Source organism: Rothia sp. P6271 (assembly GCF_048512995.1).
Lineage (GTDB): Bacteria > Actinomycetota > Actinomycetes > Actinomycetales > Micrococcaceae > Rothia.
Genome location: NZ_JBLXXV010000001.1, coordinates 197,357 through 219,296 on the forward strand (window position 1 = coordinate 197,357; position 21,940 = coordinate 219,296).

Here is a 21,940-nt window from a genome sequence, read left to right on the forward strand (position 1 = left end):
TCCACACAGAACACGAGGAACGGTAGAGACAACCAACAATCCAGTGTACGGGATATCTGCTCAAAAGTTAACCCATTTGAGCAATCTTCACGTGATATTGCACTCATTGAGTATATTGCATGGCACAAACTATTCCTGAGCAGCTAGCTGTCCGCATGCTCCGTCAATATCCGACCCGCGAGTATCACGAATCGTCGTTGGAATACCATGAGCACGTAAACGCTCCACAAAATTCTGCTCCACACCTTTACGAGAGGCTGTCCACTTTGAGCCCGGAGTCGGATTCAGCGGAATAGGATTCACATGAACCCAGCCACGTCCTCGCTGGGCGAGCTTCTTCCCCAATAAATCAGCACGCCATCCTTGATCATTAATATCTCGAATTAACGCATACTCAATAGAGATTCGGCGCCCGGTAGTCCGATAATAGCTGTACGCGGCGTCCAACGCCTCATCAACCTTCCAATGAGTGTTAATAGGAATCAGCTCATCGCGTAGTTCATCATCAGGAGCGTGCAAAGATAATGCAAGAGTAATCGGAAGCTTCTCCATCTCAAATTTACGCATACCTGGCACAAGCCCCACGGTAGACATTGTAATACCGCGAGCAGAAATACCAAGACCTTCTGGAGAAGGATCGATTAAACGATGCACCGCACCCATCGTACGTTTATAGTTTGCAAGAGCTTCGCCCATACCCATAAACACGATATTCGACACTCGTAAGGGGCGAGTATCCTCAGCACCATCACCAGCTTGTTCAAGGCCTTTCATCTCTTTGAGGTAACGAGCACCAGCAACCACCTGTTCAACAATTTCTGCAGTTGAAAGATTGCGAGTTAACCCTTGCTGCCCTGTAGCACAGAATGGACAGTTCATACCGCAACCAGCCTGCGAAGAAATACACATCGTCACACGATTCTCGTATCGCATAATGACAGATTCGACCATCGCCCCGTCGAAAAGACGATGAACCACTTTAAGCGTATTACCCCGATCGGCTTCAAGAGTGCGTACCGGAGTTAGAAGCTGTGGCATTGCTTCCGAAACCATTTTTTCACGATTAGCAGCAGGTAAATCCGTCATCAAAGCAGGATCGCTCACCAAACGTTCAAAATAATGTTTTGACAATTGTGCTGCACGAAATGGTTGATAACCAAGTTCCTCTAAAAAAGCGCGACGGCCTTTCATATCAAAATCAGCAATATGACGAGGAGGTTGCTCACGACGTGGGGCACGTAAAGCAATGGTTCCAGGAGCAGGGCGGACATTTGAAATCTCCACCAGAGTTTTTGTGTGAGTTGTACTCATAATATCTTTCTTCATATCTCACCGTATATGGCAGATGAGATTCAATGTGTGATGCGTTCTTCTCTCAAGCAAGCTAAGCGGGGATAGGTTTGACGGTAACACCAAGTTTGGAAAGTTCTTCAGCACCGCCGTCTTCTGCAGTCAAAACCCAAATGCCTTCAGAGTGAAGAGCTACGCTGTGCTCCCATTGACAAGCATCGCCGCCATCAGCGGTAACAATGGTCCACTCATCAGCAAGAGTTCGAGTATCAATTCCACCGGTGACAAGCATCGGTTCAATAGCCAACGCCATCCCCTTCTTCAAGCGGGGGCCTAGATCTCGTGCAGCATAGTTCAGTACTTCGGGAGCCATATGCATTTGGGTTCCGATACCATGTCCAACAAAGTCTTCAATAATTCCGTATTTGTCGCCTGTCTCTGAACGAACAAAATTTTCGATGGCTAAACCGATTTCTCCCACTTTGCGTGCTGTTGCCATCGCAGCGATACCGTGCCACATTGCGGCACGAGTTACTTCAGATAGTTCCCGACGTTCTTGGCTAACTTCTCCGATTAGAGAAGTTCGAGCAGAATCACCATTCCATTTTTTACCGTACGGATCAACGACGATAGCGCCGCCGTCAATAGAAATCATGTCACCAGAAGCTAAGACCCTATCTCCTGGGATACCGTGAACAACCTCATCGTTGACTGAAGTACAAATAGTTGCAGGGTAATCGTAATACCCTAAAAAGTTTGACGTAGCGTTATGTTCTTTCAACACATTCCGAAAAACGACGTCAAGTTCAGCAGTACTTACTCCAGCTTTTGCAGCCTGAACAGCAGCATCTAGTGCACGAGAGGTAACCACTCCAGCTTGAGCCATCCAACGAAGTTGTTGGTCTGTTTTATATTCAATGCGTCCCATCAGAACATCCTTTCCTCAACACTGTGTCAGCACACAACACAGGTACTTATGATTCTTTTAAGCTGTTGTGCCCCCGGAACATGTCGGGGGCACAACAACGTATCAGAATGTTATTTCTTCAAGGCCTCAAGAATACGAGTCGTTACGTCGTCAATTTCGCCAAGACCATCTACTTCTTGAATCAAGGAACGCTCACGGTAGACAGAAAGCAAGGGTGCAGTCTGTTCCTCATATACCTTAAGACGGTGACGAATGACTTCTTCCGTATCGTCGGTGCGTCCTTGTTCAGCAGCGCGCCCAAGAAGACGTTCTACGAGTTCATCGTTATCAGCAATGAGCAAAAGTACCTGGTCAATTTCTTGCCCAAGTTCTTTGAGAATATCATCGAGTTCAGTCACCTGAGCAGTATTGCGAGGGTATCCGTCGAGAAGGAAACCATCTCGAGCATCTTCTTCAGATAGACGAGCACGCACCATGTTGTTGGTGACGGAGTCTGGTACGAGGTTTCCAGCGTCGATATAGCTTTTTGCTTCTTTTCCAAGAGGAGTTTCTTCCTTAATGTTTTTACGGAAGATGTCACCGGTTGAGATAGCAGGAATATTGAGCTTTTCTGCAATGCGAGCAGCTTGGGTTCCTTTACCTGCACCGGGAGGTCCAATGATGAGCAAACGATTCATCGTAGCAATCCTTTGTAATTGTGTTGTTGTAGCTGAGCGTCAATCTGTTTCACGGTATCCAAACCAACGCCAATAACAATGAGCAATGAGGTACCGCCAAATGGGAAGTTCTGGTTTGCGTTAAACAGTACCAACGCAGTAAGCGGAATCATCGCGATAGTTGCCAAGTACAAGGCACCTGGCAAAGTAATACGGTTTAGAACATATGAAAGATATTCTTGGGTGTCTCGTCCTGCACGAACTCCAGGGATAAAGCCACCGTATTTCTTCATATTTCCGGCAACTTCTTCGGTGTTGAAGGTGATAGAAACATAGAAATATGCGAAGCCTAGAATCATGAAGAAGTAGAGAATCATGTAAAGAGGGTGATCTCCTCGAACAAGATAGGTGTTAATCCAGTTGACCCATTCTGGAGGAGCAGTACCGTCACGAGGAGTGTTGAAATTCGCAATCAAACCAGGAACAAGAAGCATAGACGAAGCGAAAATCAGCGGGATAACGCCGGCCATATTCACTTTCAAGGGGATATACGTTGAACGAGTTTGTACCGTCCGACGACCAACCATGCGCTTTGCATATTGGACGGGGATACGGCGCTGTGATTGTTCAACGAAAACAACGGCGATAATGACGACGAATCCTATAGCACAGATGGCGGCAAAGACCCCCCACCCTTGAGATTTAGCGATGCTACCCAAGGAAGTCGGAAATTGCGCTGCAATAGAGGTGAAAATCAGCAAGGACATGCCGTTACCGACGCCTTTTTCGGTGATTTGCTCACCTAGCCACATGATAACGCCTGTTCCTGCGGTAAGAACGATGATAATCAGAAGGATATGCGCCAGGCTCTCATCAGGAATAATAGGAAGTGGACACTCCCCTAGCAAAGTTCCAGTACGAGCCAAAGTAACAATTGTGGTTGCGTTCAATAGGGCAAGACCAATTGTCAGATAACGGGTGTACTGGGTCAGTTTGGTTTGTCCCTGTGGCCCTTCTTGATGGAGTTGTTCAAAGCGTGGAATAACGACCCTCAACAACTGCACAATAATAGAAGCAGTAATATAAGGCATCACGCCAAGAGCAAAAATTGACAGCTGCAGCAATGCGCCACCGCTAAAGAGGTTCACCACATCATAAACGCCTCCGGTAGTATTACCGAGCGCTAGACATTGCTGAACGTTGCCGTAAGAGATACCTGGTGCTGGAATGAAAACACCAAAACGGTACACTACGATAATGCCCAGGGTGAACAGCAGCTTACGCCGCAAATCGCGGGTTTTAAAAGCCCGACCGAACGCGCTAAGCACATGTCCTCCTGTAAATATAAGTTGGGTCAATGCACCGTTTTATTCTGAGCTTTAAACTCATCATGGCACGATGCTGTACACAGTCTCATTTAGTCTAGCTTGTTTAGAGGGTGAACGACATAATCTCAAGACTTAACTTGCCCTAATATCAGCGAAAATGTGGCGAAGAATAACTTTAAAGAGCGAACGGCCTCGCATGCTGTAGCGCGTGCTACATCATGCGAGGCCGTTCGTGTTTTGAGCTAAGCTATATTACTTAACAGTAACGGTGCCGCCAGCTGCTTCAATCTTTTCGATAGCAGACTTGGAAGCTTTATCAACGGTGATGTTGATTTTAACGTTAAGTTCGCCGTCGCCGAGAACCTTAACCAATTCGTTTTTACGAACTGCTCCCTTAGCTACGAGTGCGTCAACGGTAACGTCGCCACCCTCGGGGAAGAGTTCCGCAAGACGATCCAAGTTAACAACCTGGTATTCGGTGCGGAAAGGGTTCTTGAAGCCACGAAGCTTTGGAAGGCGCATATGCAATGGAAGCTGTCCACCTTCAAAGCCAGGACGAACCTGGTAACGTGCCTTAGTACCTTTGGTACCACGACCTGCAGTTTTACCCTTTGAGCCTTCACCGCGGCCTACGCGGGTCTTTGCTTTGTGAGCACCCGGTGCGGGGCGCAGATCGTGAATTTTAATAGCGTCTTGTGCCATCTTTATTTGACCTCCTGAACCTTCACCAAGTGAGCAACGGTGTTAACCATGCCGCAGGTGACGGGGTCTGCAGTGCGAACAACTTTGTTGCCTGGGCGCTTAAGACCTAGGGAACGAAGGGTATCGCGCATGTTCTGCTTCTGTCCGACGTAAGACTTAATCTGAGTAATCTCAAGTTTAGCGTCGCTGGGCTGAATTCGCTTACCGGCCATTACGCACCTGCCTTATCAGACTTGGACTTGAGCAAGAAGTTAGGAATAACTTCATCCTGAGCAAGACCACGGCGTGCAGCAACAGCTGCAGGCTCTTCAAGCTGCTTGAGCGCTGCGACAGTTGCGTGAACAATGTTAATCTGGTTTGAGGAGCCCAAAGACTTGGAAAGCACATCGTGAACGCCAGCTGCTTCAAGAACGAGGCGTACAGGACCACCAGCGATGATACCGGTACCTGCTGTTGCAGGGCGAAGCATAACAACGCCAGCTGCTGCCTCACCTTGAACACGGTGAGGGATGGTGCGACCATCAACGCGAGGAATGCGGAAGAAATTCTTCTTTGCTTCCTCAACGGCTTTAATAATCGCTGCAGGAACTTCTTTAGCCTTACCGTAACCGATACCGACCATGCCGTTACCGTCACCGACGACCATCAAAGCGGTGAAGCTAAAGCGACGACCACCCTTGACGACCTTAGAAACACGGTTAAGGGTTACGAGACGCTCGATGTATTTCTCGCGTTCCTCTTCACGACCACGGTTTCCGCGGCGTTCACCACGGTTGCCACGACGCTCGCCACGGTTGCCGCGGCGCTCTTCACGTGCAGAGGAGTTCTCGGTGGTTTCAACTGCTTCAGCGGTTGTTTCAGTCACCTGAGTTTCCTTTTCATTTACTGTCTGTTCGCTCATTAGAGTGCCAGACCTCCTTCGCGTGCGCCTTCAGCCACTGCTGCTACACGACCGTGGTATTTGTTACCACCGCGGTCGAAGACAACGGCTTCGATGCCAGCTGCTTTCGCACGTTCGGCAACGAGTTCGCCAACGCGCTTAGCTTTTGCAGTTTTATCCATTTCAGCGTTACGCAATTCAGTTTCCATGGTGGAAGCTGATGCAAGAGTGTGACCCTTAACATCGTCAATGATTTGCACGAACATGTGACGGGTGGAACGGGTGACGCTCAGACGAGGACGTACAGCGGTGCCAGATACATACTTGCGAACGCGTACGTGACGACGCTTGCGCGCAGCTGCCTTTGACTTGATAGCCATTATTACTTACCAGCCTTTCCGACCTTGCGGCGGATTTGCTCGCCTTCGTAGCGAACACCTTTGCCTTTGTAAGGATCAGGCTTACGGAGACCGCGGATGTTAGCGGCGACCTGACCAACCTGTTGCTTGTTAATACCAGAAACGGTCAGCTTGTTCGCGCCCTCAACGGTGAAAGTAATTCCTTCAGGAGCTTTCACAGAAATCGGGTGGGAGTATCCCAAAGCGAATTCTAGGTCGGAGCCCTTTGCCATTACGCGGTAACCGGTACCAACGATTTCGAGCTTCTTTGCATAGCCTTCAGTTACACCGACAATCATGTTATTGATGAGGGTGCGGGAAAGACCATGGAGAGCGCGAGAAGTGCGCTCGTCATTCGGACGGGAAACAGTGATTACACCGTCTTCCAAAGCAACAGTGATAGGTGCAGAGATCTCGCGGGACAATTCGCCCTTAGAGCCCTTTACGGTAACCAAGTTGCCATCAATCTTTACCTCAACGCCGGCAGGAACCGAGATGGGGAGACGTCCAATACGTGACATTCTTCTTCCTTTCTCTTCTTACCGACTACCAGATGTAAGCGACGACTTCGCCGCCAACACCCTTCTTCGCTGCCTGCTTGTCAGTAAGCAGACCTGAAGAGGTGGACAGGATTGCGATACCGAGTCCACCGTGAACCTGAGGAAGGTTGGTGGATTTTGCGTATACACGCAAACCCGGCTTGGAAATACGGCGAACGCCTACGATGGAACGTTCACGCGAGGGGCCAAATTTGAGGTTAAGAGTAAGGGTCTTACCGACCTTTGCATCTTCTACCTGGAATTCAGCGATGTAGCCTTCAGCTTTAAGAATTTCCGCAATGCGGCCTTTGAGCTTGGAGTAAGGCATAGATACGGTGTCGTGGTATGCCGAGTTTGCGTTACGCAAACGGGTCAGCATATCTGCGACAGGATCTGTCATAGTCATGGTGGGCTCTTGCCCTTCCTCGTTATGGTTTCCTCTCCCCTACAAGTTTGTAGTTTTAGGAGGGACCTACAACGTAGTCGTTACTTGGTCTTAAAAGGGAAGCCAAGCGCTTTAAGCAATGCGCGGCCTTCGTCGTCAGTTTTTGCGGAGGTCACAATGGTGATATCCATACCGCGGACGCGATCGATGGTGTCCTGATCGATTTCGTGGAACATGGACTGTTCGGTCAAACCGAAAGTGTAGTTACCATTACCGTCGAACTGCTGATCGGATAGACCGCGGAAGTCGCGGATACGAGGCAGTGCGAGAGTAATCAAACGATCGAGGAATTCCCACATACGGTCGCCACGTAGAGTGACGTGAGCGCCGATAGGCTGACCTTCACGCAGTTTGAACTGCGCGATGGATTTCTTCGCGCGGGTTACGAGAGGTTTCTGACCGGTAATTGCGGTGAGGTCGCGAATAGCGCCGTCCATGAGTTTTGCGTCGCGAGCAGCTTCGCCAACACCCATGTTTACAACAACCTTAAGAACCTTGGGAGCCTGCATCACGTTGGAGTAGTTGAACTGCTCCTGCAGAGCTGGGGTAACCTCTTCGTTGAACTTAGTCTTGAAGCGAGGGGTAATCTTGGTTTCGGTCATTAGATGTCCTTACCTGAGCTCTTGGCGTAACGTACGCGAACGGTACGAGTTTTGCCATTACGCTCTTCTGTCTCGAGGCGGAAACCAACGCGAGTCGGCTTTTTGGTCTCGGGATCAACGATTGCTACGTTAGATACGTGAATCGGTGCCTCGACCTTTTCGATTCCACCGGCTGCACCGGTCATCGGGTTTGCCTTGTTGTGCTTGGTGACGATTTTTACGCCCTCAACGAGCACACGGTTGGTCTTCGGGAAGACGCGCAGAACTTTACCCTGCTTACCGCGATCTGCACCTGAGATGACCTGTACGAGGTCACCGGACTTGATCTTAGCCATGAGTTAGAGCACCTCCGGAGCAAGCGAGATAATTTTCATGAACTTCTTATCGCGCAACTCACGCCCAACTGGCCCGAAGATACGGGTACCACGGGGGTCGCCATCAGTATTCTTGATGATGACTGCGGAGTTCTCATCGAATTTAATGTAGGAGCCGTCTGGGCGACGGGTTTCCTTCTTGGTACGGACGACAACTGCTTTAACAACGTCGCCCTTCTTAACGGTACCGCCAGGGATTGCGTCCTTAACGGTTGCGACAATGATGTCGCCAATGCCTGCGTAACGACGGGAAGAACCACCGAGAACACGGATGGTCAGGATTTCCTTCGCACCGGTGTTGTCAGCGACCTTCAGTCGTGACTCCTGCTGAATCATATTTCTCCTGTCGTCTCGCCGGTTCCAGCCGCACGGTATGTTGTGGACTAGCCTTGCGGAACATTTTTACGGGATGTTTGACGCACCGGTCCCTCATCGTTGCGATGCGGGTTGGCGGATACGCCTGGGATTAATCCATGCCAGGAACATTTGGACCCGCTAGTAAAGCGGGCGAACCCCGCTAGTAAAGCGGCATTATGCTTTGGCACGAAAAAATCCGTGGTTAAACGTATGGGTACAAAAACCCATACAAACGAATACTCTAGCACAGTTTTTCTCACCTAAGACAGCCCTTAACCAGAAGATATTCCTGTAATTAACGACACTTAGAATAAACCTTAAAAAGAAGTAGGGCACTCAAAATATTTTTTGAGTGCCCTACCCCTTCAGGATAAGAGTCTTAGCTACAACAAGACTCCTAGTTTCTCAACGAAACACTACTTACTTTTTTGCGCTAGCTTCAAAAGTAGCGTTCTGAGCAAAACGGTAAACGAATGCTGCCATAGCGTCACGCTTGTTGTTTTCATAAGGACGGTAGGTGTTATCTTCCCAGCCCTTGCTGATGCCGTTTTCTTTCATCCATGCGATTTCCTTGTGGAAGATGTCTGCGTTAGAAACATCTTTGAAGGAGTGAGCAGGCTCAGTGAATTCAGGAGAACCAGCTGCACGGTAGAAGAATGCTGCCATAGCGTCACGCTTGATAGGCTCAGAGGGGCGGTAAGTACCATCAGCCCAACCGGTGGTGATACCGGCCTGGTGCAACCATGCAATTTCCTTATAGAACACGTGATCGGTAGGAACGTCCTTGAAAGGAGATTCTTCAGGAGCATGGTAGCGAGGTGAACCAGCTAGACGGTACATGTACGCAGCCATTGCACCACGATCAATGTTTTCGAAAGGACGGTAAGTTCCATCAGACCATCCCTTAGCAACACCGTGCTCGCCAACCCACTGAATTTCGTTGTGGAAGATGACGCTGTCATTGTTGTCCTTGAAGGAAACAACAGTGAAGTCTTTATCGGTAGTCTTGGTTAGCTCAGGGTATCCCTGGAAATCAACCTTAGTGGGCTCAACAACTTTAGCTTCGGAATCCATTGCAGCAGCTGGAGCACCAACGGTGAAATCAAAGGTCACTGAACGACCGTTATCGTTCTGAGCCAGAGAACCACTCAAGAAGGTTACAGAATGTTCAGTTCCAGCAGCCCACTCGTCAGCAGTAGCAGTGGAGTTCTCGGGGGTAGGGAACGGCAAGGTTGCAGTCCAAGAACCGTCAGCGCCAGCTTGAACGACACCGTAGACAGTCTTATTTGGAATAGCTTTTCCGTTGACAGGGTTGGTTACAGGTTCAAGAACGCTTACTCCACCCATGTCAAACTTCGCAGCAAGTACAGAACCTACACCATCTTTAGTGGTCCAACCGGTACCACTAAAGACAAGGTCCTTACCGTTTTCTGCGGTCTTAACTCCGGTTACAGTAGCACCATCAGAGTTGGTGACGGTGTCTTTCTCTGCATGAGAAGCATCAGCTGCGTCATCGGTTTTGACGTCAACAGTGAAACGAGTGAAGGAGTTAGCATCAATGCTGATGTCTTCACCTAGAATCATAGTCTTGTTGCCAGGAGCAGGCTTACCTGTCGCAAAATCAAGTGCGAACGGAACATTAACACCTTCAGCGTAAGTTCCTTTGTCGACAGCGAAAACAGAACCGTCGTTTGCAAGAGCGAGGTCGTTTGTCTTCTCTTCACCGGTGTTGACATCAGCAACAAGTTTTCCTGCAGCTGCGTCAATAACACCTACAGAGCCTTGGCCGAAATCTGCGACGTATACGAGATCACGCTCTTCATCGTTGACAATACCCAATGCACGAGTACCGAAAGGAATGCTCTTCTTGAACGCGTGGGTATCAAGATCATAAACAGTAACGCCAGAGTTCTTACCATCTTTACCCTGCGAAGAAATGTAAATTTCACGCAAGGAATGATCGATAGCCACACCAGAGGGGTAAACATCTGCATCAGGATCATCAGCATGGACAGTAAATTCACCAGCAAGAGTGAAAGTATCCAAGTTAATCAGCTGAACAGTTCCGCTAGAACGCTCTGGAACGTAAAGTAAACCAGCGTTCTCGTCGATAGTGGGGTTCATGGTGAGAACACGGACATCGCTTTCAGGTTTGATAGCGAGGTTCTTAATCTCGTGGCTTGTAAGATCTACAGACCAAACGTTGTAACGTCCAGTGATATATGCCTTGTTGTGCTTGTTGTCAATAATGACAGAACGTGGGTGTTCGATGTCTGGCTCGCTGGCAAGAACGTCATAGTTCGTCCAGAGGAGTTCCATCGTGTCCTGATCATAGACAGAGATTGAATCGGTACGAGTATTAGTAACCCATACGGTGTTGTTAACGTCATCTACGGCGATACCAAAAGCACCCATGTATGAGAAACCAGCTTTAACTCCGGTGCCGGAGCGAGCAGCAGGAAGCTCTGCCACTGCTTCAATTTTCATGGTCTCAGGATTAACTCGAGCAATAGTAGATACGGTGTTGGTACGAAGGAACGAACCAGTAACCCACATCTTGTTATGAGTCTTGGAGTATGCGGCCTGATATTGACCAGGAATACCCTGGGTCTGTTGTGCATCAACACTGATGGAGCGTGCCGGCTCATGCGCCTGAGCTGGAACAACAAAAGAAGATCCAAGCAAAGAGAGCGCGCTCATACCAACTAAAGCAGAAGTAGTGAAGCGATTGCGCTTGTTGAGATTCATAATATTCCCATCGGAGGACTAGGTGTAAAAACCTGAAAGTGTAATCGGTTTGTCCTTCTGAATAAAATCCCTCTACGGGGTTCATGAAGAACCGTAATTAAGGATGTCCTATTTACCTGTTGAGTGCAAGCTAATTTAATAAATAGGTTATATTTTTCATTCCTAATTGACCATTGCTTCAAAAGCCCGTAAACTCAACAACTTTCACGAACTTCACCTCTCACCCTCGATGGCATCGCTGACAACTTTTCATGAAAAGCACTCTCACCACAAAATCTGAGAATATCCTCAATATTCAGCAATAAATACATGACGTTTTATGAACAAAAACCTGACAGATAGTTAAGAAAAATCACTCCTGCATAAGGTCAGAATCTCTTGAACCCGAGACGGTTGAACCAACGACGGATGAATACCCTTAATATGATGAACTCGCACACGAGGAGCCTGCTTCACCCACGCAGAAGCATCCAAGAAAGGCTGATTATCATGAGCAACAGCAATCACAACGGTATCGCCCTCAAACACACGTTGAGTAGAAGAACGCATCAACCGAGTGTGATACCCCATCGTACGAATACACGTCTGAAGGTCTCGCTCCCCCAAATGCCCTAGCGCAGAGCCAGAGCCTTTCAAAAGCTCAACAGCCCGCCCCAAAGACAACGGAGACTCTTCCGTATCAACACCTCCCATACGTAATAACGCACGGTAGGTGTCCTCTTTACTCGGTTCATCCACAGAAGCCCATTGTTGGGCAGGATAACCATCAAGAATCACACACTGTTTAACCTTCATCCCACGAGCGCTTGCCAAAGATGCAACATCCACTGAAACAGTTCCGCCAACAGACCAGCCCACCAGATAAAACGTCGATAGCTCCAAGCTCTCAAGCAAACCAACATAATATAGGGCTAATTCTTCGATGCTCTGAGGCTCAGGATATTCGGGGTCCTCATAATGTGGAGTCTGCAAAAGAATAACTGAAGCATCTTCTGGTAAATGCGCCACATACGAAGAATAGCTCCACCCTAACCCGCCAGCAGGCGCTAAAAAGACCCACGGTATTTGCTCGCGAGCGCCTTCCCTGAGTATTAACACGTGAGAGAACTCTCGACGTTCATCATGGCCTATAGCAGCTAAAAGCTCTCGTGGCGTAGGAGCAGCAAAAATCATTCCTAACGTACAGCTCATACCCAAACGACGCTCTAATACAGCAACCAGCTCTAAAGCTTTCAGAGAATTACCCCCAGCAAGAAGGAAATTCTCTTGAGGTCCGTATTGTTCTACTCCAAGGACTTCTGCAAACAAATCACAGAGTTGCTCTTCTTGGAAAGATTCGGGGGCATCTGAAATTGTTCGAGACAAACCATAATCAACATTTATGAGAGATTTTCTATCAATTTTTCCACTGGCGCTAACCGGCAATTCAGGAAGCACCGCCCAAAGAGTAGGAACCATATATGGAGCAAGACGTTCAGCGCAATCATGACGGACCTGAGCAATAGAATCCTCAACAAGGTTTTCGTCATATGGTTCAGACATCTCATAAATTGCAGCTAATACAGGTTCAGAACCACGATATTCAATACGAGCAATACCCGAACGAACCGCAGCAGAAGCGTTTAAAACACTCTCTACCTCACCTAGTTCAAGACGTTGCCCACCAATTTTGACTTGAGCGTCGTTACGACCGCGATAGGTAATCGTCCCATCTTTATTCCACTGTGCAATGTCTCCCGTCCGATAGCAGCGTTCACCGGTAGAAGGCATCGCCAAAAAGCTACGTTTGTTGGCTTCATCGTTACCGCAATACCCTTGAGAGAGCTGAACTCCGGCAAGTACAAGTTCGCCGGTCACACCTACAGGTACGATAGCGCCCGTCGAATCAACGATATAGCAATGAGTGTTCCACACCGGCTTGCCAATAGGAATAGGTTGACGTTGAGGTTCTTCTGCCGTATCAAAATAGGTCACGTCCACGGCAGCTTCGGTAGGACCATAAAGGTTAAGAGGATAAACACCTAATAGTTGATAAGTGCCCACCACATGTTCTGTTAACAGGGCTTCACCACTGCATACTACATACCGTAGTTTTTTAGAATCATACGCTTGAAGAACACGTGAAGCAGCCGGCGAGTTAAGAAAAAGAGTCAGCATAGCTGGCACAAAATGAACGCAGGTAACGTCTTGTTCACAGATAACCCGTGCAAGGTATACGGGGTCTTTATGCCCTTCCGGAGCAGCAATCAGTACGGTGGCACCTTCTTGTAACGGCCAGTACAGCTCCCACACATGAACGTCAAAAGAAATAGGGGTCTTGTGTAGCACCACATCACCGTAAAAAAGTGGAATCTGATGTTGTTGCCAACGAAGACGGTTATCAATCGCACGATGGGAAATAGCAGCACCTTTAGGACGCCCTGTAGACCCAGACGTGAACAAAATATAGGCAGTATCTTCCAAAGATAAGTATTCACCAGGATAGCGCTCAGACAATATATTTTGTTCCGAAGCTGTCTCCACCAAACAATCCCAGTGGACATCAGGGATTGGTGGTGTCAAGGAACTATCCCAAGAGGGTGTATGAGGCCCGTGGATGATTAAACGGATGTTAGCATCTTGCCCCATAGAGCTGACGCGTTCTGCTGGTAGCTCCGGTAAAAGAGGTACGTATACAGCACCAGCATAGAGCAAACCATATACCGCAATATATTGTTCAATACCACGGTGAAAACGAAGCCCTACAGCATCACCGGCTAAAACCCCATGGGCTTTGAGCGCACACGCAAAAAGCCGTGCCTGAGTATCTAGCTCCGCATAGGTCAGCTCTTTATCACAGTTTAAAGCTTCCGGTTCATCACAATGTATTGCCCCACTTGCTCGTACCGCAATAGCCTCCGGTGTTTTTCTCACCTGATGTTGAAAACGCTCTAAAAGGCTGCAGTACTTTATGGCATGATTCGTGCTATTAAACTTTTCCAGTTCAAGAAGTTCTTCTGCGGTGCATACGCTCAATATTTTTTCATCATCTTCAGCAACAATAGCCTGAGCCCATTCTTTGAGCCAAGACATAAGACGCCTAAGGTGTTGTTGAACCTCATCTACGCTATAAAGAGCAGAGTTAGCATCAATTTCGCAGCTGATACCTTGCCCCCGTCCAGGCATACCGCGAAAACAGAACGTCATATCATCAACAGGTCCGGCGTTGAGGTTATGTAAGATAACACTTCCTTCTGGAACCCGAAAAGACGCATCAAAAGGAACAACATTAATTTGTGCACCAAAAAGACGCCCCTGATGACGTTGAGCTAAACGTTCAAGTTCTTCTTGACGAACGAACGCATAACGCTGGTTGCGTTGCTGTTGCTGCTGAACCTGACGTATTTGTTCTGTCCCCGATAAGCCGGCAGAGACAAGCACCGGTAACACGTTGACTGCGGTACAGCCTATTTGTGCACACGCAGCAGCTAATGGTTGTTGCTGGTCAGGAAGCATCCGGTTCATTTGAGGAACACCCACCGAAACATGCTGGTTATAGCTCACTCGTGTTAGGTATGCCCCAATACCAGCAATGACCACAGTAGGCCACGCAACACGACATTTCTGGCTCACCTCCAGCAAGAGTTTTTCGGTGCATTGTTCCAACTCAGCACGTGCCCTCCACGGATACGGTGAAGCAGACTCACGATAACCGGCAATCGTAGTATCAGGCTGGCAAAGGACTCCTTGCAACGCTTGAGCATTCTCGTCGTATGGTTCTTGGGTATTCCACGGAGGATTTGATGCCCAGAAGTTATATTGCAACTGCTGGATACTATGTGCCTGTTCATCAGCATCAAGGAGAGATTTTAAAGAACCTCGTCTTATCGTAGGTATCGGTTGCCCTTGCCTCAACGTACGATAAATGCTCAATACACGGCTTAAAGCGTTAAAAACAGCAAAACCATCAGCAACACTATGATGAAAGATATGAACCAACCATAAACGTCCCTGCCATAAGATTCCTTGGCTACGAACAGTCTGCCCAGCCGCGAGATCTAGAGGCAAACGCATCAGCTGAAGAGCCCAGCGAGCAACCGGAGCCGGCAAGGATGAATGCCCGTGAACGTATTCCTCGTCTAGGTCTTGACCAGATTCTTGAGAGAGCTCAACGATAGGAAATAGTGGGTTGATCTCAACAAAATCGTCAAGAGATATAAGACGTTGTTGAGGTTTCCCGTCAAAGACTCTTAGCTGTACACGAAAACTTTCATTTTCTTGATACACCTGTTGCAATCCTTGACGTAGCAACTGTATATCTATCTCTTCTGGGCATTCTAGAACCTCGGCAGTGTTATAGCAGGGGTTTTCGGGATCTAGTTCTTGGGCAAAGAAAATACCACGAGCAGAAGAAATCAGCGGTAGCCACTGGTCTTGTGGGGAGGAAGATACACAATCCATCGTTGAGGTGTCTTTTCTCTAAATCCTAATTTTTATGGTGAGCGTTCAGCTGACTGCTGAGAAAGCTATAGAAAAATATAGAAATTAACGGGAACTTAAAAAGGCTGTTGTGGGGTCTGCAACCAATTCGGTAAATTCCACATGAATACCAGCTTGAGCAAGGTCATCTAAGAGAGCAAAAGCACCCATCGAATCCAACCCTAAAGTAAATAAATCTGTTTGGGGTTCATCAAAAGCACGTGCTAGAGAGTCAGCATCGTGAAGGTATTTCTGAAGAATAGAACGTAATGTGTTCTCAGAAGTCATGAGATATTCCTTTCAAAGATTTTTTATGAGTATGACAATGTTTCGAGTAGCTGAGCTCGCACATCTTTTCGAGAAATTTTTCCAACTTTTGTTGTCGGTAAAGAGCGCATCACCTCTACACGTTCAGGAATCTTATATGAGGCAAGTCCCTGCTCTGTGAAAAAGTGTTGAAGCTCTTCACGTGCATTCGCCTCAAAATGTTCTCCGGGATAAGGAACAACTACCAAACAGACGCGTTCGCCAACAGTCTTATCCGGGATTCCTAACGCAATAGCGTCATAGATTTTAGGGTGAGATAACGCCAAATCTTCGATCTCATCAACCGCAATTTTTTCGCCGTTACGGTTAATTTGGTCTTTGGCACGTCCTGTCACTTCTAGGCTTCCATCGGGATGTAATTTCACAATATCCCCAGAACGGTAAAACCCATCTTCAGTGAAACTTTTCTCGTTAATGGCAGGCTCATCATAATAACCACGAATCGTATAAGGTCCTCGAGTCAGTAAATGCCCAGAGACCCCCACCGGAACAGGGTTATCGTGGTCATCCACGATTAGTATTTCATCAAAGGCGCTGATGGGCTTGCCTTGAGTGTTATATCGTAGTTCATCGCTATCCTCTGCACGAGTGTAGTTAACAAGGCCTTCAGCCATACCGAAGACTTGTTGTAAGGTTGCCCCCAGCACAGGTTTAATATTTTGAGCAACAGACCGTGATAGTTTGGCTCCACCCACTTGAAGAAGCTCTAAAGAACTCAAATCGGGGGTACGTCGTTGTGCAGAAGCAATCCACGCTTGCACTAACGGAGGGACTAAAGCCGCAACTTTAACATTCTCTTGAGCAATAAGAGAAAACGCAGTCTGCGGGCTCGGATCTGCAGCAAAGACGATGGTTGCGCCAACATACATTGCCCCAAGGATTCCCGCAGAACTCATCGTAAAATTATGTGAAGCAGGAAGCACCACCAAAAAAGTACTATCACTTCGTAGCTGACAAATCTTTGCAGATTCTCGTACCGAATATAAATAATCAGCATGAGTGCGCGGAATCAGTTTAGAAACACCAGTGGTCCCTCCAGACAGTTGTAAGAACGCGACTTGTTCGCTCTTCCTCTGCGCAGAAGTGTTCATCACAGTTGTTAACTCTTGCAGATGTTCTTGCTCTTCAAGCTCCCACGGATGACAAACGTCATATCCAAGTGGGGGAATTCTCCCCTCATCACGAAGCATCTGAGAGTAAGAAGAATAGACTGCTGATAGGTCCATTCCAGGTACACGAGAAGAAAAGATATGCGCTGCAGCATCAGTCTTACGAGCAAAATGAGATAGCTCTCGCTCCCGATGTGAAGGCATACAAAAGACGGGTAAAGCCCCCGCGTAAAAGATACCGAGCAACGCACTCATATATTCAGCGATATTCGGTAATTGTAAAAGCACCCTATCTCCGGGACGAACGCCTCCAGCACGCAAACGAGAGGCAATATCCCACCCGTGCTGAGAAAGTTCGGCATAGGTCCATCGAATAGTCGGAGGAGTTTTCTCTTCCCATGAAGTATGTGAGTGCCCAACTACAGCAAGAGATTCAGCATGACGCTGGCATTGCTCCACGAAAAATTCGGGGAGTGTCTGATCAATCCATAGGCCTTCTTCTCGATAACGTTGAGCGTACTGCTCTGGTATAGCTGGAGGAGGAATTAAAGCAGAACGAAAAATATTATGAGTCATCATGGTCTTTCCTTCGCGCCATATATTTTTGAGCTCGAATTATTGCCGGAATGAGGTCTCCACGCCAACACGCGTAGTCATGTCCACCGTTAAAAATAGTGAAGTTCACGGTAGCTGGAGTTTTTTGAAGCTGACGAACAAAAACATGGTGAGGAGGCTCTAAAACCCATTCTTGGGCTCCTACCTGAATCTCAAAATACACGTGAGATAAACGTTCTTGGTTGTTTTCAGCCAGAATACGTTGCAAGGAATCAGCAACAACTGGCTGCCATAAAGAAGCAGACTGGGAAATCACAGCACCAACTTCTTGAGGATAATCTAGGGCAAGTAACAAGGAAGAAAGCCCTCCCAAAGACTGTCCCATCACCATCAAAGAGCCACGAGATATACCGATACCATATTGTTCTTCAAGCCACGGAATCAAAGACGATATCAGATACTGCCCCATAGGTGCTGTACCGTCTAACTCAGCCCAACGCCGTTCTCTACCTCCCGAATGCACAAACACTACGTGCATAGGGTCTAATACGCCTTCAGCAAAAGCACTTTCAAGCATCAGTTGAAGACCCATCGACAGCCATACCTCACCGTCAAAGACAAGAGCTATCGGCGAATCTTTTGTCGCGTGAGGTAAAGAGTGTACGAGTATCTGGCGGTCTTCGGGAGCCTGCACCCACTTGGGTTTAGCTAAAGAACGGAGCTGTTCCATCTCCGGTAAATACCGTTGTTCGGGGGCTTCAGATAAAGATACGACGCTTAGTTCTTTACCTGCACGGTTGAGACACCGGTGCTGATTGTATATATCAGCATAACCAGAGTCTAAGGCTGCGCGTAAACGAACCTGCTGCCCTTGTGTAACCCAAGCCGGAGTCTGACCTGCATAAGCGGGAATATAACAATAGGAGGCCCGCCAGTTGGTCTTCATCAAGAAGCTTTTACTAAACCAACCGGTCTTTCCGATAGGTTTCATTAAAGAATCGTCAATATTTTTCTCATCCGTTAGACGATTCACAAAAATCAGCACCTGTTCAGCTTGCCGATCATGGTAGAGGAAGGTCACGATACACTCATCGTCAGACGAAGCTGATTCTATGAGAGGACTCCCCTGCTGAGCAATAGCTAAAAGGCTCTCTGCTGCTTCATCAGTTGTTATTTTTGCGTGGTGAAGATTCTTATGTATCGTATCGATAACAGCAGAAGAAACTTGCGCTAGAGGTGTTGTGCGCGCAATTTTAGGGGGCGTTCGACGAGCGCTTGCTAAGGCTTGCTCTGATGTATCTGCAGCATTGTTTTGGGTAATCTTCGAGATATTCTTCACGGGTATTTTTGCTTCTATACGTGGTTTTCTTGTTCTGCGGCAGGAACAACCATGGGTGTACCGGTGTAGGGGTCTTGCATAATCATGCAATCTAGGTCAAAGACTTTGCGGATGAGCTCTGAAGTAACAATCTTTTGTGGTTGCCCTTGAGCAATAATTGCTCCGTCTTTCATGAGTACAACGTGCGTTGCATAGCGGAAGGCGAGGTTTAAATCATGTAGGACAACAGCGATAGTTCGTCCGCTCCGGTGCAGGCGTTGGGTAAGGTTAAGAACCTCGATTTGATGAGTAATATCTAAGTATGTGGTTGGTTCGTCGAGTAGGATGAGCGGTGTTTGCTGAGCTAAAGTCATCGCAATCCAGACGCGTTGTCGTTGTCCTCCTGAAAGTGCTTCGATAGGGCGATCAGCAAGTTCAAAAACATTTGCAGCTTTCATCGCATCAATGACGATTTGTTCGTCTTCTTCACTCCATGAGCTGAGCAGACTCTGGTGGGGGTATCGTCCTCGAGAAACGACGTCAAAAACACTCACCCCAGAAGGTGCTTGAGGTGTTTGAGGAAGCATGGCAAGAATCTGTGCAATGTTCTTTGATTTCAGACCCGACATCTTTTGTCCGTCAAGATATACTTCACCTTTTTGGTGAGGAATAACCCGCGCAAGAGTTTTGAGGAGCGTGGACTTTCCACAGGCGTTAGGGCCGAGAATAACGGTAAGTTCACCTTCTAAAACCTTGAAGTCTACCCCCTCAATGACGCGATGTTCACCGTAACCGACGGATACATCATGGGCTTCAAGACGTGATGCTACGTGCTGTTCCATAGATTCTTATTTCTTCCGTTCCGTTGCAATGAGGTAGATGAGGTAGAGTCCGCCAAGAGCTCCTGTCACAACGCCTACTTGTAGCGTCATATTGAAGGCGTATTGTCCGATAAGGTCAGAGCCAAGAACTAGAGTAGAACCGGTCAGTCCTGCCGCGAAGAGCGTTCGCTTCTTAGCAATTTTTTGTGCAATATGCGGTGCACTTAGAGCCACAAAAGCTAGCGGACCGGTCACAGAGGTAGCTAAGGATACGAGAATCACTCCAACGAAAAGGGCAAGAACTCGAATGGTAGAAACGTTCACCCCTAATCCGGATGCCACGTTATCACCGTAGTTCAAAATATCTAAAGGGCGAGCAAGTAGGAGCAAGAATGGTACGAGTACGGTAAAGAACACTGCAAGAAAAATGATTTTATTCCAGTTCATAGTGTTCAATGATCCGGCAAGCCATGATGCTGCAGTTTGAGCTTGAGTGAGAGAGGCTCGTACCACCAGCAAAGAATTCACCGCCGAAAGAGTTGCCCCAAGGCCCAAACCGATAAGCACGAGGCGGAACCCTCTTAAACCCGTATGGCGTGTTAAGAACCAGACAGCCAGTGATGTTCCAAAACCTCCTAGAACAGCGCCCACCGCAATTTCTAGTGGTGTGGCGTTACCTAGGATAATGGTGATAAGGGCACCCGTAGCTGCCCCGTTGGTGAAACCGATGATGTCTGGAGAGCCGAGAGAATTTCCTGATATGCCTTGAAAGATTGCTCCAGAAATTCCTAGTGCAGCGCCGACGATGAGGGCAGCGATAATACGTGGAGCACGTACTTCAGTCACAAAATATATGCCGAGCCTGTTACCTTCACCGTAAAAAGCTTGAAGAACTTGTAACGGGCTCAGATGATAATCTCCTTGAAGCATGGCCCAAAAGCTCATGGCAATGATCAGTAATGACAGTGTTAGACAGTAGACCAATACGCGACAGGTTATTTGCCAAGAAACTAAACCAGCAGAAACACTGAGAACTTTTTGACCAGCAAGGTTGTCGTGAATTCGCAAGGGTTTTGACACATTTTTCATAGTGCATCGACCTTCCTGCGTGACATCAACACAATAAATAGTGGGGCGCCCACAAGTGTGGCGATAATTCCTACTTGGGTTTCTTGAGGAGCAATAATGATGCGTGCAATAACATCTGCTAGTAAGAGCCAGAGTGGGCCAACAAGAGCTGAACCGCTAGTCACCCATCGGACGTCATTACCTAACACATAACGAACGATAAAGGGAACAGCTAAACCGACAAAAGAAATCGGCCCAATAGCGGCTGTTGCAGATCCAGCCAGTAAGGTTACCGCCAGAAGCGATAAAAACTGTGTTCTTCTCACATGAACACCCAATGCTATAGCGGCTTCTTCTCCAAGTGATAGAGCATGTACGGCGGGAGTAACGACGAAGGCAAGTATGAGGCCTACCCCAATAACGGGGGCAACAGCATACACAATAGACATATCTCTAGCTTCTAAAGATCCGGCTACCCAGAAACGAAACTCGTTAAATGCGTCTTGATTGCTAAGAATAAGTGCTTGGTTTAAGGCGCTTAATGCAGCAGAGATAGCAACACCGGCTAAAGCTAAACGCACAATAGAACGGCTCGTCCCTTGGCCTAGAAAGTACACGGCTACAGCTGCGATGCTAGCACCGATAAAAGAGGCAATGAGGTAGTGACCGATACTGAGCACTCCCCAAAAAATCACCGATAATACAACGGTTACCGACGCACCAGCATTGATTCCCAATAGGCCAGGCTCGGCAAGGGGGTTACGGGTGAGAGATTGCATGAGTGACCCAGAGACCGCTAAAGCTGCGCCACAAAGAATTGCTAGAAGAGTGCGAGGGATACGCTGTTCCCAAATAATTTTTTCTTCAATGCCAGAAGAGTGGCCGGTCAAGGCTGACCAGATGTCGTGCAAGGTGAGTGAATGCGAGCCGAAGAGAATAGAGAGCACTATTCCGATACAGCTTAATACTACGAATAGTATGATCCAACGGATACGTTGCGTATACCGTACGGTCTGGGCAGGAGAACTCACCGGCCA

At 47.8% G+C, this 21,940-nt stretch carries 21 protein-coding genes; all 21 read right to left on the reverse strand.

The window, feature by feature from the left end; translation table 11 throughout:
- Positions 1-129: 129 nt before the first annotated feature.
- The 21 genes from rlmN to ACN08X_RS00985 all read right to left on the reverse strand — a co-directional run bounded on the left by rlmN (position 130) and on the right by ACN08X_RS00985 (position 21,934).
- Positions 130-1,311: a 23S rRNA (adenine(2503)-C(2))-methyltransferase RlmN gene (rlmN, locus tag ACN08X_RS00885; RefSeq protein ID WP_419107652.1), complete on the reverse strand. Its 1,182-nt coding sequence runs from the start codon at positions 1,309-1,311 to the stop codon at positions 130-132.
- Positions 1,312-1,384: 73 nt separating this feature from the next.
- Positions 1,385-2,218: a type I methionyl aminopeptidase gene (gene map, locus ACN08X_RS00890; RefSeq protein WP_419105618.1), complete on the reverse strand. Its 834-nt coding sequence runs from the start codon at positions 2,216-2,218 to the stop codon at positions 1,385-1,387.
- A gap of 110 nt (positions 2,219-2,328) precedes the next feature.
- Positions 2,329-2,895, reverse strand: coding sequence for an adenylate kinase (locus ACN08X_RS00895; protein ID WP_419107653.1), 567 nt, complete (start codon positions 2,893-2,895; stop codon positions 2,329-2,331).
- Positions 2,892-4,202, reverse strand: a complete 1,311-nt coding sequence (gene secY / locus ACN08X_RS00900; RefSeq protein WP_419105619.1) for a preprotein translocase subunit SecY — start codon at positions 4,200-4,202, stop codon at positions 2,892-2,894. Before secY ends, ACN08X_RS00895 begins: the two co-directional genes overlap by 4 nt.
- Before the next feature lie 252 nt (positions 4,203-4,454).
- Complete coding sequence (rplO, locus tag ACN08X_RS00905; protein WP_419100854.1) at positions 4,455-4,904, reverse strand: 50S ribosomal protein L15; 450 nt, start codon at positions 4,902-4,904, stop codon at positions 4,455-4,457.
- 2 nt (positions 4,905-4,906) lie between these two features.
- The gene (gene rpmD / locus ACN08X_RS00910) at positions 4,907-5,116 is read right to left on the reverse strand and encodes a 50S ribosomal protein L30 (RefSeq protein WP_419100855.1); all 210 of its coding nucleotides are present in this window, start codon (positions 5,114-5,116) and stop codon (positions 4,907-4,909) included.
- Positions 5,116-5,805 carry a 30S ribosomal protein S5 gene (rpsE, locus tag ACN08X_RS00915; RefSeq protein ID WP_419100856.1) on the reverse strand — a complete coding sequence of 230 codons (690 nt, stop codon included), beginning with the start codon at positions 5,803-5,805 and terminating at the stop codon, positions 5,116-5,118. Before rpsE ends, rpmD begins: the two co-directional genes overlap by 1 nt.
- The gene (gene rplR / locus ACN08X_RS00920; protein WP_419100857.1) at positions 5,805-6,164 is read right to left on the reverse strand and encodes a 50S ribosomal protein L18; all 360 of its coding nucleotides are present in this window, start codon (positions 6,162-6,164) and stop codon (positions 5,805-5,807) included. The genes rpsE and rplR overlap by 1 nt, the downstream gene beginning before the upstream one ends.
- A 2-nt stretch (positions 6,165-6,166) precedes the next feature.
- Positions 6,167-6,703, reverse strand: coding sequence for a 50S ribosomal protein L6 (gene rplF, locus ACN08X_RS00925; RefSeq protein WP_419100858.1), 537 nt, complete (start codon positions 6,701-6,703; stop codon positions 6,167-6,169).
- A gap of 25 nt (positions 6,704-6,728) precedes the next feature.
- Entirely contained in the window at positions 6,729-7,127 is a 399-nt protein-coding gene (rpsH, locus tag ACN08X_RS00930; protein ID WP_419100859.1) for a 30S ribosomal protein S8, read from the reverse strand.
- Positions 7,128-7,207: 80 nt separating this feature from the next.
- Complete coding sequence (gene rplE / locus ACN08X_RS00935) at positions 7,208-7,768, reverse strand: 50S ribosomal protein L5 (RefSeq protein WP_419100860.1); 561 nt, start codon at positions 7,766-7,768, stop codon at positions 7,208-7,210.
- Positions 7,768-8,103 carry a 50S ribosomal protein L24 gene (gene rplX, locus ACN08X_RS00940; RefSeq protein WP_419100861.1) on the reverse strand — a complete coding sequence of 112 codons (336 nt, stop codon included), beginning with the start codon at positions 8,101-8,103 and terminating at the stop codon, positions 7,768-7,770. Before rplX ends, rplE begins: the two co-directional genes overlap by 1 nt.
- Before the next feature lie 3 nt (positions 8,104-8,106).
- Complete coding sequence (gene rplN, locus ACN08X_RS00945; RefSeq protein ID WP_419100862.1) at positions 8,107-8,478, reverse strand: 50S ribosomal protein L14; 372 nt, start codon at positions 8,476-8,478, stop codon at positions 8,107-8,109.
- 441 nt (positions 8,479-8,919) lie between these two features.
- Positions 8,920-11,247 carry an S-layer homology domain-containing protein gene (locus ACN08X_RS00950; RefSeq protein ID WP_419107654.1) on the reverse strand — a complete coding sequence of 776 codons (2,328 nt, stop codon included), beginning with the start codon at positions 11,245-11,247 and terminating at the stop codon, positions 8,920-8,922.
- Positions 11,248-11,589: 342 nt separating this feature from the next.
- Entirely contained in the window at positions 11,590-15,687 is a 4,098-nt protein-coding gene (locus ACN08X_RS00955; RefSeq protein ID WP_419107655.1) for an amino acid adenylation domain-containing protein, read from the reverse strand.
- 84 nt (positions 15,688-15,771) lie between these two features.
- The gene (locus ACN08X_RS00960; RefSeq protein WP_419100865.1) at positions 15,772-15,993 is read right to left on the reverse strand and encodes a phosphopantetheine-binding protein; all 222 of its coding nucleotides are present in this window, start codon (positions 15,991-15,993) and stop codon (positions 15,772-15,774) included.
- Positions 15,994-16,016: 23 nt separating this feature from the next.
- Positions 16,017-17,720: a (2,3-dihydroxybenzoyl)adenylate synthase gene (locus ACN08X_RS00965; RefSeq protein WP_419107656.1), complete on the reverse strand. Its 1,704-nt coding sequence runs from the start codon at positions 17,718-17,720 to the stop codon at positions 16,017-16,019.
- A complete protein-coding gene (locus tag ACN08X_RS00970) occupies positions 17,707-19,035 on the reverse strand; it encodes an alpha/beta hydrolase-fold protein (RefSeq protein ID WP_419107657.1) in 1,329 nt (442 codons plus the stop codon). The genes ACN08X_RS00965 and ACN08X_RS00970 overlap by 14 nt, the downstream gene beginning before the upstream one ends.
- 14 nt (positions 19,036-19,049) lie before the next feature.
- The gene (locus ACN08X_RS00975) at positions 19,050-19,856 is read right to left on the reverse strand and encodes an ABC transporter ATP-binding protein (RefSeq protein WP_419105623.1); all 807 of its coding nucleotides are present in this window, start codon (positions 19,854-19,856) and stop codon (positions 19,050-19,052) included.
- 6 nt (positions 19,857-19,862) lie between these two features.
- Positions 19,863-20,924, reverse strand: a complete 1,062-nt coding sequence (locus ACN08X_RS00980) for a FecCD family ABC transporter permease (protein WP_419107658.1) — start codon at positions 20,922-20,924, stop codon at positions 19,863-19,865.
- Positions 20,921-21,934 (reverse strand): FecCD family ABC transporter permease, encoded by a 1,014-nt coding sequence (locus tag ACN08X_RS00985; RefSeq protein WP_419107659.1) that lies wholly within the window; start codon positions 21,932-21,934, stop codon positions 20,921-20,923. The genes ACN08X_RS00980 and ACN08X_RS00985 overlap by 4 nt, the downstream gene beginning before the upstream one ends.
- Between the last annotated feature and the right edge of the window lie 6 nt (positions 21,935-21,940).

Bases quoted from the DNA above. Each gene is read 5' to 3' on its own strand.
- rlmN (WP_419107652.1), bottom strand. From the start codon at position 1,311: ATGAGTACAACTCACACAAAAACTCTGGTGGAGATTTCAAATGTCCGC.
- map (WP_419105618.1), bottom strand. From the start codon at position 2,218: ATGGGACGCATTGAATATAAAACAGACCAACAACTTCGTTGGATGGCT.
- ACN08X_RS00895 (WP_419107653.1), bottom strand. From the start codon at position 2,895: ATGAATCGTTTGCTCATCATTGGACCTCCCGGTGCAGGTAAAGGAACC.
- rplO (WP_419100854.1), bottom strand. From the start codon at position 4,904: ATGGCACAAGACGCTATTAAAATTCACGATCTGCGCCCCGCACCGGGT.
- rpmD (WP_419100855.1), bottom strand. From the start codon at position 5,116: ATGGCCGGTAAGCGAATTCAGCCCAGCGACGCTAAACTTGAGATTACT.
- rpsE (WP_419100856.1), bottom strand. From the start codon at position 5,805: ATGAGCGAACAGACAGTAAATGAAAAGGAAACTCAGGTGACTGAAACA.
- rplR (WP_419100857.1), bottom strand. From the start codon at position 6,164: ATGGCTATCAAGTCAAAGGCAGCTGCGCGCAAGCGTCGTCACGTACGC.
- rplF (WP_419100858.1), bottom strand. From the start codon at position 6,703: ATGTCACGTATTGGACGTCTCCCCATCTCGGTTCCTGCCGGCGTTGAG.
- rpsH (WP_419100859.1), bottom strand. From the start codon at position 7,127: ATGACTATGACAGATCCTGTCGCAGATATGCTGACCCGTTTGCGTAAC.
- rplE (WP_419100860.1), bottom strand. From the start codon at position 7,768: ATGACCGAAACCAAGATTACCCCTCGCTTCAAGACTAAGTTCAACGAA.
- rplX (WP_419100861.1), bottom strand. From the start codon at position 8,103: ATGGCTAAGATCAAGTCCGGTGACCTCGTACAGGTCATCTCAGGTGCA.
- rplN (WP_419100862.1), bottom strand. From the start codon at position 8,478: ATGATTCAGCAGGAGTCACGACTGAAGGTCGCTGACAACACCGGTGCG.
- ACN08X_RS00950 (WP_419107654.1), bottom strand. From the start codon at position 11,247: ATGAATCTCAACAAGCGCAATCGCTTCACTACTTCTGCTTTAGTTGGT.
- ACN08X_RS00955 (WP_419107655.1), bottom strand. From the start codon at position 15,687: ATGGATTGTGTATCTTCCTCCCCACAAGACCAGTGGCTACCGCTGATT.
- ACN08X_RS00960 (WP_419100865.1), bottom strand. From the start codon at position 15,993: ATGACTTCTGAGAACACATTACGTTCTATTCTTCAGAAATACCTTCAC.
- ACN08X_RS00965 (WP_419107656.1), bottom strand. From the start codon at position 17,720: ATGATGACTCATAATATTTTTCGTTCTGCTTTAATTCCTCCTCCAGCT.
- ACN08X_RS00975 (WP_419105623.1), bottom strand. From the start codon at position 19,856: ATGGAACAGCACGTAGCATCACGTCTTGAAGCCCATGATGTATCCGTC.
- ACN08X_RS00980 (WP_419107658.1), bottom strand. From the start codon at position 20,924: ATGAAAAATGTGTCAAAACCCTTGCGAATTCACGACAACCTTGCTGGT.